This window comes from Kitasatospora sp. NPDC127111, assembly GCF_042677465.1.
Taxonomy (GTDB): Bacteria; Actinomycetota; Actinomycetes; order Streptomycetales; family Streptomycetaceae; genus Kitasatospora.
In genome coordinates this window covers 19,624-34,221 of sequence record NZ_JBHXTG010000061.1, presented here as the reverse complement: position 1 = coordinate 34,221, position 14,598 = coordinate 19,624, and the positions used below count along the sequence as shown (strand labels likewise).

17 protein-coding genes are annotated in these 14,598 nt (G+C 71.9%); 12 read left to right on the top strand and 5 right to left on the bottom strand.

All coding sequences use genetic code 11. The features are described from left to right. Positions 1–23 precede the first annotated feature (23 nt). Positions 24–431: a WbuC family cupin fold metalloprotein gene (locus tag ACFVHB_RS29745; protein ID WP_380328422.1), complete on the top strand. Its 408-nt coding sequence runs from the start codon at positions 24–26 to the stop codon at positions 429–431. 295 nt (positions 432–726) lie between these two features. Here ACFVHB_RS29745 and ACFVHB_RS29740 read toward each other — a convergent pair whose 3' ends face one another. The 4 genes from ACFVHB_RS29740 to ACFVHB_RS29725 form a co-directional block, all read right to left on the bottom strand. Beyond that, positions 727–1,275, bottom strand: coding sequence for a hypothetical protein (locus ACFVHB_RS29740; RefSeq protein ID WP_380328373.1), 549 nt, complete (start codon positions 1,273–1,275; stop codon positions 727–729). After that, positions 1,272–2,981 (bottom strand): alpha/beta hydrolase, encoded by a 1,710-nt coding sequence (locus ACFVHB_RS29735; RefSeq protein WP_380328371.1) that lies wholly within the window; start codon positions 2,979–2,981, stop codon positions 1,272–1,274. The genes ACFVHB_RS29740 and ACFVHB_RS29735 overlap by 4 nt, the downstream gene beginning before the upstream one ends. A gap of 3 nt (positions 2,982–2,984) precedes the next feature. Beyond that, positions 2,985–3,374: a hypothetical protein gene (locus tag ACFVHB_RS29730; protein WP_380328369.1), complete on the bottom strand. Its 390-nt coding sequence runs from the start codon at positions 3,372–3,374 to the stop codon at positions 2,985–2,987. A 144-nt stretch (positions 3,375–3,518) separates the two neighbouring features. Continuing rightward, complete coding sequence (locus ACFVHB_RS29725) at positions 3,519–4,196, bottom strand: TetR/AcrR family transcriptional regulator C-terminal domain-containing protein (RefSeq protein WP_380328367.1); 678 nt, start codon at positions 4,194–4,196, stop codon at positions 3,519–3,521. A 61-nt stretch (positions 4,197–4,257) separates the two neighbouring features. On the opposite strand from ACFVHB_RS29725, the gene ACFVHB_RS29720 reads away from it, so the two are divergent. The 10 genes from ACFVHB_RS29720 to ACFVHB_RS29675 all read left to right on the top strand — a co-directional run bounded on the left by ACFVHB_RS29720 (position 4,258) and on the right by ACFVHB_RS29675 (position 12,580). Further along, positions 4,258–4,452, top strand: coding sequence for a hypothetical protein (locus ACFVHB_RS29720; RefSeq protein ID WP_380328365.1), 195 nt, complete (start codon positions 4,258–4,260; stop codon positions 4,450–4,452). Positions 4,453–4,508: 56 nt separating this feature from the next. Next, complete coding sequence (locus tag ACFVHB_RS29715) at positions 4,509–5,561, top strand: threonine/serine dehydratase (RefSeq protein ID WP_380328363.1); 1,053 nt, start codon at positions 4,509–4,511, stop codon at positions 5,559–5,561. 255 nt (positions 5,562–5,816) lie between these two features. Further along, positions 5,817–6,941: a hypothetical protein gene (locus ACFVHB_RS29710; protein WP_380328361.1), complete on the top strand. Its 1,125-nt coding sequence runs from the start codon at positions 5,817–5,819 to the stop codon at positions 6,939–6,941. Between the two features lie 49 nt (positions 6,942–6,990). Continuing rightward, positions 6,991–7,341 (top strand): hypothetical protein, encoded by a 351-nt coding sequence (locus ACFVHB_RS29705; RefSeq protein WP_380328359.1) that lies wholly within the window; start codon positions 6,991–6,993, stop codon positions 7,339–7,341. After that, on the top strand, positions 7,316–7,840 hold the full coding sequence (locus ACFVHB_RS29700) for a DUF6879 family protein (protein ID WP_380328357.1): 525 nt from the start codon (positions 7,316–7,318) through the stop codon (positions 7,838–7,840). Before ACFVHB_RS29705 ends, ACFVHB_RS29700 begins: the two co-directional genes overlap by 26 nt. A gap of 25 nt (positions 7,841–7,865) precedes the next feature. After that, a complete protein-coding gene (locus ACFVHB_RS29695; protein WP_380328356.1) occupies positions 7,866–8,714 on the top strand; it encodes a helix-turn-helix domain-containing protein in 849 nt (282 codons plus the stop codon). 472 nt (positions 8,715–9,186) lie between these two features. Continuing rightward, positions 9,187–9,330, top strand: coding sequence for a hypothetical protein (locus ACFVHB_RS29690; RefSeq protein ID WP_380328354.1), 144 nt, complete (start codon positions 9,187–9,189; stop codon positions 9,328–9,330). Further along, positions 9,327–10,460 carry a methyltransferase domain-containing protein gene (locus ACFVHB_RS29685; protein WP_380328352.1) on the top strand — a complete coding sequence of 378 codons (1,134 nt, stop codon included), beginning with the start codon at positions 9,327–9,329 and terminating at the stop codon, positions 10,458–10,460. Before ACFVHB_RS29690 ends, ACFVHB_RS29685 begins: the two co-directional genes overlap by 4 nt. Before the next feature lie 748 nt (positions 10,461–11,208). Continuing rightward, a complete protein-coding gene (locus ACFVHB_RS29680; protein ID WP_380328350.1) occupies positions 11,209–11,703 on the top strand; it encodes a tyrosine protein phosphatase in 495 nt (164 codons plus the stop codon). A 331-nt stretch (positions 11,704–12,034) separates the two neighbouring features. Beyond that, positions 12,035–12,580 carry a hypothetical protein gene (locus ACFVHB_RS29675; RefSeq protein ID WP_380328348.1) on the top strand — a complete coding sequence of 182 codons (546 nt, stop codon included), beginning with the start codon at positions 12,035–12,037 and terminating at the stop codon, positions 12,578–12,580. Positions 12,581–12,935: 355 nt separating this feature from the next. Here the strand turns inward: ACFVHB_RS29675 and ACFVHB_RS29670 are convergent, their stop codons facing one another. Further along, positions 12,936–13,559, bottom strand: coding sequence for a CGNR zinc finger domain-containing protein (locus ACFVHB_RS29670; RefSeq protein WP_380328346.1), 624 nt, complete (start codon positions 13,557–13,559; stop codon positions 12,936–12,938). A 104-nt stretch (positions 13,560–13,663) separates the two neighbouring features. On the opposite strand from ACFVHB_RS29670, the gene ACFVHB_RS29665 reads away from it, so the two are divergent. Next, positions 13,664–14,512 carry an SDR family NAD(P)-dependent oxidoreductase gene (locus tag ACFVHB_RS29665; RefSeq protein ID WP_380328344.1) on the top strand — a complete coding sequence of 283 codons (849 nt, stop codon included), beginning with the start codon at positions 13,664–13,666 and terminating at the stop codon, positions 14,510–14,512. Positions 14,513–14,598 lie beyond the last annotated feature (86 nt).

Sequence of the window (14,598 nt, the reverse complement as noted above, 5' to 3'; positions counted from 1 at the left end):
AGCCGGCCGGCCACCACCGCCCCCTGCACACCACGGCCGGCGACGTCCAGCGCATCCTCATCGCTCTGCACCCCGGCACCTACGTCCGGCCGCACCGGCACGAGGGGACGGACCGGTGGAGCGGCACGGAGACGCTGACCGCACTCCAAGGTGCCATCGGCGCCGTCCTGTTCACGCCGCAGGGGCTGGTCGACACCGCTGTGCGGGTGGAGGCCGGGGGCCTCGTCGACATCCCCGCGGGGCAGTGGCACACCGTCGTGTGCCCGTCCGACGACACCGTCGTCCTGGAGGTCAAAGCAGGCTCTGCGCCCGTTCCGGACCGCGAGTGGCTCGCGGGCTTCCCGCCCGAAGGCGGTGCCGGGAGCCGCGACATGACGTACCGGTGGGCGAGGGCGGTCGGACCGCCGAACGGTCTCCGGTCACCTCGCTGAACGCCCGATGCGGCGGGCCGTCCTTCAGTGAAGGCGGCCCGCCCGGGCACTGCCCAGACCGCGCCCAGAACCGGCGATGTCCCGCCGCACCCCGCCCTACGACGTCGCCGTCGGCGAACGGTACGTGGGCAGTCGGACCGCGCACCACCCGGGGTAGGCTTCCGCTACAACGCCTGGGCCGAACAAGGGGATTCGGCGCCTGCGGCGATCCAACCGGCTCACGGGTGCGGTAGCTCAGCCGGCCGGTCCGGGCGGTGCCGCGTACGAGGCGCCGTGGGCCTCCCGGCGAGCGCGATCAGCTGCTCGCGGAAGCCCCCGGACCGGCGCCGCGTGGGACGCAGGGGGCGATGACGGTCAGGTGCAGGGTGTCCGGCGCCGTGTCGGGCTGGCCCACCACGACGGAGGCGGTGAACTTGTTCGCGTCGTTGGACAGGTCCAGTCGCTTGTCGTCGCTGTGCTGGACGGAGAAGCCGTCCTGCTTCAGTCGCTGCCGTACCGCCTCGAAGACACCGTGCACCTTCGACCCGGGGATCCCGCGCAGGTCGTACGTGATGTACGGCATGTACGTCGAGGGAGAGCCGATCGGCCCGGCCTCGCACTCGTCCTTGTCCACCAGCGGTTCGGCGACCCGCACGGTGTCCCTGTCGGGGAGCACGGCGAGCGCGCCGGACGCGTAGGCCTTGACCTTCTCCTCGGCCTGGCCGAGGTTCATCGACGGGGTGTCGCTCCCGCAGGCGGAGAGGGCGAGGAGGGCCGCGGGCAGCAGCCACAGCAGGGCGGAACGCGCGGACCGTCCGCCATCGGCGGTTCGCCCGGCCGGCACGGGCAGCGAGGATCGGCTCATGAGACCGGCTTCCCGGCGATGACCTGACCGAACGCCGTCCAGGACGGCGTGTTCGCGTTCCAGTAGTGGTCGTGGTCGGTGTCCTGGGACGGCAGGTGCTGCGCGCCGAAGGCCGGGTTCATCGGGTCGCGCCCGAAGCGCACGTGGTAGTCGTCGCTGAAGGGGTTGTAGTTGTCGGGGGAGAAGGGGTCGGGCGTCCAGTCCGTGATCGAGTCGCCGCCGCCGAGCACCGCGTACACCCTGGACGGGTCCATCGTCGTCCCCTTCGCCAGGTTGGTGTTGAGGTCGGCCGCCTTGTCGACGCCGACGCCGGGGCTTCCGGCGAAGATCACGCTGTCCACGGGCAGGCCCTTGTCGCGCATGGCGAAGCCGACGACCGTACTGCCGTAGCTGTGTCCGATGATCGTGTTGTGGGACGGCGACCCCTGGTGGGTGGCGCGCAGGCCGGTCTGGAAGTCGTAGAGGTTCTGCTCCGCGTCCTTGGCGTATCCCTCGTAGGCCGCGTCCGGGACCGCCTGCGGGAAGCCGGGCCTGGCCGACTGCGGTGCCGTGTAGTTCACGTAGGCGATCGTGGAAACCTTGCCGCCGGGGCTCGCCTGCATCGCGCTGCGGTACATCTCCTTCGCCTTGTCCATGGTGCCGCCCACCCCGCCGAGCCTGGACTCCGTGCCCGGGACGAAGGTGGCCACGTGGTCCGCGGTGTCCGGGTCGTTCAGCGCGAGGATCGCGCGGCCTCCCGGCGCCGCGGCGTCGAGCCCGAGCAGGAACGGCCGCGGGTCCTTGTCGGTGACGGGCAGGTCCAGGCGGTCCTGGAGCGCCTTGAGACCCTTGAGCTTGTCCTGCAAGGCGTCACGCTGGGCCTTCCAGACGATGTGGTCCGGACTCTCGGTGGCGCCGTACGGGGTTCCCGTCACCGAGAGGGGCTCGGACTTCTCGAGGTCGCCGAGCTGCTTCTGGAGGTCCGCCTGGGTCCGGGTCAGGTTCAGGCGGTTCGCCTGGTCGCGGACGGCCGCGGGGACTCCGTCGAGGTTGCCGATCTGGTCGGGGTTGTCGTGGATGAACTTCTGCTGCTCGGTCTCGGTGAGGCCGTCCCACCACGTCTTGACGCCGGCCGGGTCGGTGCCCTTGGCGGGTATCCGCTCGCGGGCGGTCTCGGCCGCCTGGTCCTTCGCCACCATGGCGGCGTCCAGGCCCATGCCGTTGCCGGCGTTGGCCGCGAAGTGGTTCAGCCGCGCGCTGATCTCCTGGTCCGCCTGGTCGGCCTCGTTCAGCGCGGCGGTGATGCGGTTGCTGATGGCGATGGCCGTCGTCTCGGCGCCGGCGCCCGCGTAGTTCGCGGACGTGGGCTCCTTGTCCCAGGTGATGGTGCCGTCCGGGGCGACGTTGAGCTTCGCGTTCTTGGCGTCGTCGAGGGCGTAGACCAGGTGGGCCTGGGCCAGCGCGAACTGCTCGGCGGCCTTGGCGAGCGCCTTGCTGACGAAGCCCAGTTCCTGCCGTGCGGACTGGAGTTCGGTCCCCAGGAACTGGATCCGGGCATGGGCGTGGTCGGACGCGGTGCCGGTCCATTGCGAGTGGTTGAGCCGGTCGACGACGTCGTGCTGCCAGGAGTCGACGTGCTGGCCGAAGGCCGAGTAGAGCTTGTCGAAGGCGTTCTTCGCGATGGTGATGTTGATGATGTTGGCGTCGTAGAGCGTCTTGATGTCCATCGACTACCGGGCCTCCCCGCCGGCCGGGGCCAGCACGGTGCCGAAGGGGTCGGGTTCGGCCGCGGCCGCCGCCCTGCCTCCCTGGCTGTTGAGGCGCCCGTGGACGTCCTTCTCGACCTGCCGGTAGTACCCGGCCGAGGTGGTGAGCTTGCCGCCGACATCGGCGATGTCGCCGCCGAGCCTGTCCAGCAGCGTCTTCCAGTTCGCGCCGCAGTCGCGCACCGCGGCGGCCGTGCGCCAGCCCTGCAGCGTGGCGGCGGCCTGACTGCACGGCTCGGTGACCTTCGCCGTCTCGCCCGGTATCAGGCCCCCGATGTGCTGTGCGCTCTGTCCGCAGCCGTCCAGTTCGTCGGGATTGACCTTGAACTCCAAGGCCGCATCAGGATCCGCCACGTTCTCCCCCGTTGGCTCCGGGCCGGGTCCGACGCCCGGCTCCGCGATCGTTCGACCCTGGATGTTAACAAGGAGGCCCTACGGCGTGAGCTGCTGGTTCTCCGCGCCCGGGGGCGCCGGGCCAACCGCTGCCGTCCACGCCGCCTACGTCCCCTCGGCCGCCTGTCCGGGAACGATGACCGCCCGCGCCGGGTCGGCGGCGCGGATCAGCTGGCGGAGGGCGCCGTGGTGGACCTCGTGGTCGACCACGGCGGGCAGGATCCGGGCCAGGTGCCCGGTCAGCACGGGGAACTCGTCCGGGTCGAGGGCGGCCAGGGCCCGGCGGGTGGCGGCCTGAGCGGCCTTGGGGTCGCGGTGGTCGACGAAGCTCGCGCTGCCGAGCGTCAGCAGGTACAGCCGCCGGTAGGTGACGATCGCGTCCTCCGGGGTCATGCCGGCCGCGATCGAGTCGGCGAGCTGCGGCTCCACCAGATGCTTGAGCAGTTGCGGGCCGAGCCAGGGACGGCTGCCGCGCAGGGCGACCAGGCCCGGATGGGCCCTCAGCAGCTCGTACAGCGCGGTGAACCGCCGTTCGGTCGCGGTGGCCCAAGCGGTGCCGGGCTCGACGTCCGGTAGCTGGGCGGCGAGGTGGTCGGTGACGAGGTCGAGCAGTCCGGCCAGGTCGGTGCAGCGGCGCTGGAGCGAGGCGACGGAGATCTCCAGCGCGGCGGCCAGGGTGCGGAAGGTGAGCGCGGTGTGCCCGTCCCGATCCACGATCAACAGGGCTTGCTCGGCGATCCGCTCGGGGGTCGCGCGGTCCAGGGAAGGGGATTGCCTCGGCATGCGGGTCAGCGTACGGTACGGCGTACCGCAACGGTAGGCCCCGACTCCTCACGGAGGCGACATGCCCCGCACCCCGGCACTCGACCCGCTGTTCACTGCGGTGGACGCCGCAGCGTTCGCCCACCGGCACCTGGCCAACCGCGGGGCCGAGACCCTCGCGGTCGGCACCCTCGCGGTCGGCACCCTCGCGGTCGGCACCCTCGCGGTCGGCACCCTCGCGGCCGTCCGCGTCCCCGACCTCCTCGATCCGGCCTGACCACCACCGGCCGGCTCACCGCCCGGTCGTGACCACCTCTCAGTAGGAGCAGCGAAGTGCACCAGCTCACCTACGGCGACATCAAGGCCGCCACCGCCCGCATCGCCGGACGCGTCCGCCCCGTCGCCCTGTCCCAGGTCGACCCGGGTACGATCCGCACCGCCCACCGCGACCCCTTGGACGACCGGTCCGGGCAGTCCTGTGAGGTGTGGCTGGCCATGGAGTTCATGCAACACACCGGCTCGTTCAAGGCGCGCGGCGCCCAGAACTTCCTCCAGGCCCACCGCGACGCGGGCACCCTCCCCGACGCGGGGGTGACCATCGCCTCGGGCGGCAACGCCGGGCTGGCGTGCGCCTGGGCCGCCCGGCAACAGGGCGTCCGCGCCACCGTGTTCCTGCCCACCACCGCCCCGGCGGTGAAGGTGGCCAAGCTCCGCGGCTACGGCGCCGAGGTGCGGCTGGTCGGCTCGGAGTACGCCGACGCGCTGGCCGCGTGCGAGGAGTTCGCCGCCGCCACCGGCGCGCTCGCCTCCCACGCCTACGACCACCCGCTGATCGCCGCCGGAGCCGGCACCCTGCTGGAGGAGATCCACGCCCGGATCCCCGGCCTGGACACCGTGGTGGTCGCGGTCGGCGGCGGCGGCCTGTTCGCCGGGGTGGCCACGGCCGCCCAGGCCCACGGCATCCGCACGGTGGCGGTCGAGCCGGAGAACTGCCGCGCGCTCAACGCCGCCCTGACGGCCGGCCGGCCGGTCGACGTCACGGTGGACTCCATCGCCGCCGACTCCCTGGGCGCCCGCCGCGCCTCCGCCACGGCCCTGCACGCCGCCCAGCAGGTCGGCGTCCGGTCCGTACTGGTGGCGGACGACGAGATCGTCCGGGCCAGGCAGGCGCTGTGGGACCACCACCGCGTCGCGGTCGAGCACGGCGCCGCGACCGCCCTCGCCGCGCTCACCGCCCCGGACCATCAGCTCCCCGGCCGCGACCTGCCGACCCGGCCCGCCGCAGCCAGCCGCGGCTACCGGCCCGGCAGCGGGGAGAAGGTCTGCGTGGTGCTGTGCGGGGCGAACACGGACCCGTCCGACCTGGTCGAGCCCATCGAGCACTGACGACCGGCCGCCGGAGGCAGCCCGGCCAACCGCCCGGCTGCCCCCGGCGAGAACTCCGCCGGCCTTCAAGTTCGCGTCCGTGCGGAGCAGCAGACACCGGAGTGGAGGGCCCGCCACGCGGTCCGCCCCGGTATCAAGGGCGCCATCAACGAGTTCGCTAACGAGCAGAGAGACCGGCGACGGCCCGAAACCGGGAGCGATCTGACAGTGGGGCACACTACGCTCGACAGCCACATCCGTACTGTGGAGGCGACTGTGAGCGGTCTGCTGGATCCCTTGGACGAAGCGCAGCAGCTTCTGGTGGACACCGTGTGGGATCAGTTCGCCAAGGCCGAGACGTTTCCCGCCTACCGGTACGTCGAGTACGTCATGCGGCGGGCCGGCCACAATGCCGAAGCGGTGCTCAAGAGCTTCCCGAATGTCGGCATCACCTACAACAGCAACGGCTACCAGGCCGCCGGCTGGTTCGCGCACCGGCCGTTCGAGGGGCCCGTGTGGTTGACGCTGGCCGGCCTGCACCACGTTCGGGGCGACGAGGCGCAGGCGATCTGCCGCACACTGCTTCTCTTCATGAAGGCGGTGACCGCCGCACAGGAACAGATCCTTCAGAACCCATTCGCGTTCGACCTCCCCGCCTTGGAACTTGATCTCCGTGAGGCCGTCACCGCCCGGTCGGCAGGGATGGACCACGGGCTCGTCCGGTGGGGCGCGGTCGTCGCCGTGGCGGAGAGGGAATGGCCCGGGCTCCGTTTCCACGCTCAACCGGATGCGAGCACCGGCCGAGGTCGGGCCGGCCATCTGCCGACGGCCGACTTCGACACCACCGAGCAGTACCTGGCCGCAGTCACTGCGGCACTGCGCCCGCCAGCGCCGTCGGAAGGTCTGCCCTTCAGCGATCCCCGGGCGCTGGTGCGATCGGTCAACTTCTTCGACGTCACTTGTGAGCTGATTCTCGGCAGCAGGATGGTCGAACTCCTGCCCATCGACCGCTCCAGCCTTCTTGTCCTCGACGTCGACTCTGAGGACGGACTCCTCGCGGGCATCGCGGCTCTGGCCGAGCTCCTGGCCCGGCTGGCCGTACCGGGCAAGAACCCCGCGCACGCGCTCGGCCGTATCACAGACCATCTGATAGGCGAGCTTCCCAGTATGGACCGGACGGCCGTCGAGAGGGCCGTGCACACCCTCGACCAGGTCCGTGTGCTGCGGAACTCCAGCATCCACACCAAGCCGGGCGCGACCCTGCTCGAGGCATACGAGGCTCTCGGCCTGGTCTACCCGGTTCGTGACTACGCTGTTGCGTGGGACAGCATCCGGGCACACGCGGACGGGGCCTTCAGCCGCTTGCAGGAGGAGATCCAGGCAGCCCGGCTGCCCGGGTGACGGCAGGCGATCGGCGAACCATGGAAGCTGGCCGGCATCCGGACCGGTCATGTGCGTCGATACGCTCTTGACGACCCGGCATCTGGAAGGGAGCGTCGTGCAAAACCGCGCAACCGACTTGGCACGGGAGGGCATCATGACGCTACGGTTCGCCGGGGTGGACCCCAACACCGGCAAGGACGAGAGCCCGATGGTGTGGGTGGACGACGACAAGAGGGAGCTGGTCGTCCAGGGACTCAAGCCCGGTGCCGGGCTCCTCGCGGAGATCGGTACGACCGAGTGGGTGCCCGGCCATCGCGTCGGTACCCCCGACCACGAGAACGTGACCCGCATCCCGCTGCGCATGGCGGCGATCATCAGGAAGGCGCTCGACGATGCCGAACGTAACGGCCTTCTCTGAGCTGCTGGCCGCCGCCCGGTTCTCCGCGGTGCACCTGGAGATGCGTGACTCCTACGGCATCGCCGCCGAAGCCGAGGAGTTCGAGCAGTTTAAGCGGACCGGCGTGCACCCGGACCTCGATCCCGAGGGCGAGGGCTGGTCCGGCTGGGTGTCGATGATCCGGGCCGCCGTCGCCCGCGGCGTCGTGGTGCGCCGTGCCCGGATCGTCTCCGAGCCGGTCACCGCGTACGTCCGCTACGAGCACGCCGGGACGGTGGTCAACCTCGCGGCCGGCGAGCAGGTCCGGTGGCTGCCGCGCCGCCGGGCCTCCGACCTAGCGCTGCCCGGGAACGACTTCTGGCTGTTCGACGGCAGGATCGTCCGCTTCAACCACTTCACCGGCGACGGGGCTTCCGGCGGGCCGGAGATGTGCGAGGACCCCACCGTCGCGAAGCTCTGCGCGGACGCGTTCGAGGCGGTCTGGGAGCGCGCCGTCCCGCACGAGCAGTACACCGTCTGACGCCCGGACCGGACGACCAGCCCGCGTGCCCGCCTCCCCGTCCTCCAGCGCCCAGGAAGCCCGCCTGGCCGTCGCCGCACGGCTGCGCGAGATCATGCAGGATGCCGGCCTGCAAGGGCAGGCGCTGGCCGCCCGGTGCGGCTGGAACGGCGCCAAGACCTCCCGCATCATCAACGCCAAGACCGCGCCCTCGGACGCCGACATCCGCACCTGGTGCCGGGCCTGCGGCGCCGACGACCAGGCCGAGGATCTGATCGCCGCCAACCGCGCCGTGGACTCCATGTACGTCGAGTGGCGCCGCCTCACCCGCACCGGCCTGCGCCGGCTCCAGGAGTCCGCGGCGCCGCTCTACGAGCGCACCCGGCACTTCCGCTCCTACTCCTCCCGTGTCGTCCCGGGCGTCCTGCAGACCGAGGCGTACGCCACTGCCCTGCTCGCCGCGGTCGCCGACTTCCGCCGCACCCCCGACGACGTCGCCGACGCCGTCAGGGCGCGCCTGGCCCGCTCCCGCGTCGTGCGTACCGGACACCACCGTTTCGCGATCCTCGTGGAGGAGTCCGTCCTCTACTACCGGCTCGGGACCGTCGAGACGATGGCCGAGCAGCTGGAGCACCTGCGGGCCGCCATGGCGCTGCCGACCGTCTCGCTGGGCGTCATCCCGTTCACCGCACATCGCACCATGTGGCCGGTGGAGACGTTCAACATCTTCGACGACGCCGAAGCCGGTGTGGAGCTGCTGTCCGCCCAGGTCACCATCACCACACCCAGCGAACTCGCGCTCTACGCCCAGGCGTTCGACCGGCTCAAGGACTTCGCGGTCTACGGCGCGCAGGCGCGGGCCCTGATCGCCCGGGCCGCTGACTCCTTGGGCTGAATTCCTGCAAACGCGTGCAAACGCGTTGAGGATCCGGTCGGCTACTCCCTACCGTCGATCCGTCGCCCGCGGTGACGGACCGGGACACCTCGGGAGTCGTCGGCGGGCGAGCTGGGGCTGCTGCGCCCGTATGTCCTCCATCGGGGGCGGCAGCCGTTACCGCCGACGAGAGAGCGGAGTCCCGCTTGCCCCACGCACCCCATGACCCGATGACCCGCCGCCCACCGGCCATGGCTGCGGCCGCAGCCGGGCGGCGCCGGCGGATGCGAGATCTGCGGTGACCGCCGGCGTCGAGACGCCGACACGGCCCTCGGCCGCCGAGTCCGTGAGGCTGCTGCTGCCGAGCCGCAGTCTGCCGCCGGCCTGCTCTCTGGCCCGGCGCCGCCCCATCAGGGCCCGGTGCGCCGGGATATCCCTCTACTCCTCCCGGGCCCCGGGAGGGCACGATCACAGCGACGACAAGGAGGTCGGAATGGACATCGACGGAGGCCACGGCGGCGGAGGCTCGGGCGGCGACGGGGGAGACGGGCACCCCGGAACGCCGTGGACGCCGCCGTCCGACCCGCCGTCCCCCGACGGCACCACCCCGCCCGGGGACGGGGGACACCGCAAGTGACGCTCGCACCTGAGCAGGAGGGCCGCCCCGCGCCGGGGCGGTCATTCCCCGTCGCCGCCGCCTGGGCGCCGGCCTTCGACGCCGTCCCGCGCTCGCTGTTCCTGCCGGACCTGATCTGGGCGCACGACATGGCCACCGGGAAGAGCCGGCCCCTGGAGCGGACCGAGGACGAGCCGGGCTGGTTGGCGGCGGCCGCCGCTGACATCCCGATCGTCACGCAGTGGGACGACGGCGAACACCGGGGCGTCGAGCCCGGCACGGTGCCGACCAGCTCGGCCTCGATGCCGTCACTGGTCGCCTCCATGCTGGACGACCTCCAGGTCGAACCCGGGATGCGGGTACTCGAACAGGGCACGGGCACCGGTTGGAACGCCGCCCTGCTCGCCCATCGGCTCGGGGACGCGAACGTGACCACGGTCGAGATCGACCCGGACATCGCCTCCCGCGCCCGTGCCGCACTCGAGCGTGCCGGCTACCGGCCGCGGGTCGTCTGCGGGGACGGCGCGCTCGGCTGGATGGACGGGGCTCCGTACGACCGGATCACCGCCACCTACGGGCTGCGCGCCATCCCGCGGGCGTGGGTCGAGCAGGTCCGCTCCGGTGGCCGGATCCTGGCGCCGTTCGGCACCCACTACTCCAACGCCGACGCCCTGGTCCGCCTCACCGTCCACGGCGACGGCACCGCATCCGGCCCGTTCCTCCAGCCGGTCGAGTTCATGAAGATGCGCTCCCAGCGGCTCGTCCGGCCCCAGAACCCGGCCGGCGGTGGCACCGTCACCGAGACCACCACCTCGGCGACCCTGCCCGCGCACGGCAGGTTCGACCCGTTCCCGTTCGCCAGCGGCCTGCGCCTGCGCGACGTCGTCCACGCCGTCCAGCCGCATCAGGACGGCGCCCGGACGTTGTGGCTGTACTCGCTGACCGTGCCGGCCTGGGCCGCCGCGACGTTCCGCGACGGCGAGGACGCCCACATGGTCCGCCAGTACGGCGGCCGCCGGCTGTGGGACGCCTTCGAGCAGACCCTCACCTGGTGGCGCCAGGCGGGCGAACCCGGCGTCGAGCGCCTCGGACTTACCGTCACCCCTCACGGCTGGAAGGCCTGGCTCGACGACCCCGCCCAGCCGATCTGACCGCCCACTCCATCCGGCCCGGCGCCGGCGACCCGCCTCGCGGCGCCGGACCGTTGCCGAACACCGGCCCCAGCTGGCACAGCCGGGGCGCGGAAGCGGAAAGCCGCTACGGCCGCACGTCCGGCGCTTGAGGATCTTGAAAGTCACGTGGAACCTGTCCCGGGGTGATCATGTCTCCCGGTGCAACCACGGACTTGGGAGATGGCTTGAGCGGCACGACGGTGCCGGCACGAGCAGGCGGCGGTGTGGCTGCAGATCTGGACCGATCTCGGCCGGGCGCTGAGGACGATCGACGCCTACGCCTGCGGACCGGCCGAGTACCTGGTGATGTGCGAGCGGGAGGGCCTGAATCCGGTCATCGCGAATCTCCGGGGCCGTGGCCACCGGGGAACCATGGCAGTACTACGATCTCGGTCACCGGCTGTGCTCCTACTCGTTCTTCGAACAGTGCCAGCACCGGATGGCCTGCGCCCGCTGCGACTTCCACACCCCGGGAATCGACGAAGGCCCAACTCGTCGAAGCCAAGGTCGACTTACAGGCATGCTCGCAAGCATCCCGCTCGCCGAAGCGGAACGCGCCGCCGTCGACGGGCGGTCAGAGCGCCCTCGACCGCCCTCTCGAGCGCCTCGCCGAGGTGGCCACCCCAGCCGGCCCGGCCCCGAGCGATCTCCGCGCCGAACCCGGTCAAGCCCCTGCCCTTGACCGTCCGATCACCACCCGACTCCACTGACCGAAAGTGCTGCTGACATGCGACCCGCCCTCTTCACCCTCGACCTCCCCGGTCCCGGACGACTGAGCACCATGGCCCGCCCCCGCGGCAACGACTGGCTCGAAGACGAGATGGCCGCGCTGAAGAACCACGGCGTCGACATCCTGGTCTGCGCGCTCACCGGCCCCGAGCTCGACGAACTCGGCCTCGCGGACGAGCCCCGGACAGCCACAGCAGCCGGGCTGCAGTTCGTCGCGATACCCATCCCGGACCGCACCGTCCCCGACTGCACCGCGATCCTGCCCACCCTGCACGGACTCGCCGAACAGCTACGCGACGGCGCACACGTCGTCACCCACTGCCGAGCCGGCATCGGACGCTCCTCCCTCCTCGCCGCCGCACTCCTGATCCTCAACGGCGTCGATCCCGATACCTCCTGGAACCACGTCGAACGAGCTCGCGGACTCGCCGTCCCGGACACCGCCGAGCAACGCGAGTGGACAGTGGAACTGGTTGAACAGGCATGGTATTAACGCATCAGATTCCGCAGTATGATCCGATTGCCATGTCCCTCGACGACGGCCCTGTGGGAGACGGGGCAGGCCGACGCGGACGCGTGGGGGCTCGCCCAGCCGCACCCGCTTGGCCCGCCCGCAAGCGCTGGGCGTGCTGCCTGTGCGAGCGCCGGGTCGACCAACTGAGTACCAGGGACCCGGCGGCGAGCCGCCCTCCGGCGGGGCGTGCCGTGGCGAACCGGGGGGCGCGCGGGCGCGTACGTGGTTCCCGGGGTCGGTGGCGCCCCGTCAGGATGTGCTCGCCCGTTCCGGCCCGGGGCGAGCGATCCTCGAAGGGGAGTGGTGGGGGATGTCCGGAGTTCGCGGGGCACGCGGTGGGGCGCGGCGCGGGTTCGCGGTGGTGTCGTCGGTGGCCCTGATGGCCGCGGCGGCCGTGGTGGCCACCGCGGGGCCCGCCGCCGCGGCCGACTTCAGCGAGTGCCTCGACCGGGCGGGGGAGTCCTGCCTGGTGCTCGGCTTCACCACCGGTGGTGACGACCTGCGGGGCGGCAACGACAACCTGGACGTGACGGTCACGCTCACCGGCGTGTCGACCACCGTCCGCAACGTCAACGGGAGCGGCAGCTGGGGCAACGGCAGCTTCCACCAGGTGACGATCGACCTGCAGAAGCGGTTCGGGCACCTGGTGATGCCGAACGAGATCACCAACGTCGCCCTGCACACCACCTTCGGCGGTGGGATCGGCGGCGACAACTGGAACCTCAACCACCTGACCGTCGGCCACGACTGGCACGACGTCCTGAACGGCATCCACTTCACGTTGCTCGCCGACCGCTTCGGCAACCCCCTGTTCCGGTTCACCGGCGACCGCAAGGACTTCAACGTCCGGCTGTGAGACCGCTGGAGCGCGGGGCGGGCCGGAGCGCGGGTGCGGGGCGGACGGCGGACTCCTGACGTCGTCCACGGCCCGGACGGCGAGGCGCTTCGCGCTGGCCGGCGGCAGTCCGCCCCGTGGGTGGCCTCATACCCCCGCACACCGACGGGCCGCCGTCGTGGGCCGGCGGTGCATTCGGTCGAACGACGGCCGGACTCGTTGTTCGCACGTACGCCATCGGGCCCTCCGCGCTTCGCGGAGGGCCCGATGTGTTGGCGCTGGTCAGCCGAATCGCCGTCAGGCCCCTGGGCTCGTCGACGCGAAAGTCCCCGGCCCCGCCCCCCGCCGGAAGGCTCCCGCGACGGCCGCGCGTTCCTCACGCCTGGGGCGGCGCCTGACTCCCGCGGCGCTGCCGCTCGCGGTAGTTGCGCATGGAGACCTGGGAGCCGCAGCCGGGAGTGCAGTACAGCCCGCCCCCGTTGCGGGTGCGGTCGAAGAAACCGAAGTGGCACGGGGGGTTCCGGCACGCCTTGATGCGTCCCCAGTCGCCGCTCTGGGCGAAGGTCGTCACCGCAGCCAGGACGGTTCCGAACACCCGCTCCACCCCCGTCTGCGGCGAGGCCAGCTCGACACCATCGGCCGTGACCACCGTCGCCAGCGGGTAGAGCGAACCCGCGCGCCGCAGGTGCCGCTCGGCACGCCGCAGCGGCTCACCCAGGCTCTCCTCGTCACCCGCGTGCGCGAGCAGCACGGTCACCAGGGCATCGCGCAGCTCGCGCGCGGCGGCGGCATCGGCATCGGTCGCCACGGGCTCGCCGCCGAACTCCTCGCCGAACTCGTCGTACTCCGCCAGCCACGCCGCGAACGAGTCCCCGTCCCCGAACAACTCCCGCCGACCCGTTCCGTCCGCGCGCGTGTTCACGAACGCGAGCACGGTCTCCACCGCCGGGGTGACGGTGCGCGGGCTGAGTTTGGGGGATCCGGCTGCCGCACTGCTCATGCCCTCACCCTACCCCAGCGGGAAGAGGCACTAATCCGTCTAACGGGCAACCCTGACCGCCATCCACCTTGACTCGTTGCGTTCTAACTCGTTACGGTCGCAACATGAATGGAACTTCCAACCAGCAGACCCACCCCCGCACCTGGCTGATCACCGGCGCGACGTCCGGCATCGGCCGCGAACTGACGCAACAGGTGCTCGAGAGCGGCGACGCCGTCTCGGCGCTCGCCCGCGACACGGCCTCCCTGGACGAACTGATCGAGGCGCACGGAGAGCGCCTGCTCCTCATCCCGACGGACGTGCGCGACGAGCAGGCCGTCCGGGAGGCGGTGGAGCGCACGCTCGCACGGTTCGGCCGCATCGACGTGGTCGCCAACAACGCCGGCTACGGACTCTTCGGAGCCGTCGAGGAGGCCTCCGACGCGCAGACCCGCGCCGTGTTCGACACCAACGTCTTCGGAGTGCTCAACGTGCTCCGCGCGACGCTGCCGGTGCTCCGCGCCCAGCGATCCGGGCACATCCTCCAGGGCTCGTCCATGTACGGGCAGTCCGCGCACCCCGGCGTGGGGCTGCTGGCCGCGACCAAGCACGCGGTCGAGGGGCTGTCGGACGCACTGGCGGCCGAGGTCGCACCGCTCGGCATCAAGGTCACGAGCATCCAGCCCGGGCTGACCGCGACCCCCTTCCTGGCCAACCTCGATGTCGCGGCCGGCCTGGCCGACTACGACCAGACCGTCCGCGAGGTCCAGAAGGGCATCGGAGAGCTGCCGGCATCCGCGTTCTCCTCCGCGGCGCGGATCGCCGCAGGCATCCGGACCGCGGTCGACAGCCCCAACCCTCCGCTGCGCCTGGCCCTCGGCACCTCCGGCGCCGCGGGCATGCGCGCCGCACTCGAGGCACGCATCGCAGACCTGGACGGCTGGCAGAGCGTGACCGACGCCGTCGACGGCTGATCGCGAGTCCCGGCGGGGGGGCCCCCCCCGGGGGGGGCGGGGCCCCCCCCCGCCCGCCCACCCAGGCGGCCAAGGGGGGGGGGAGC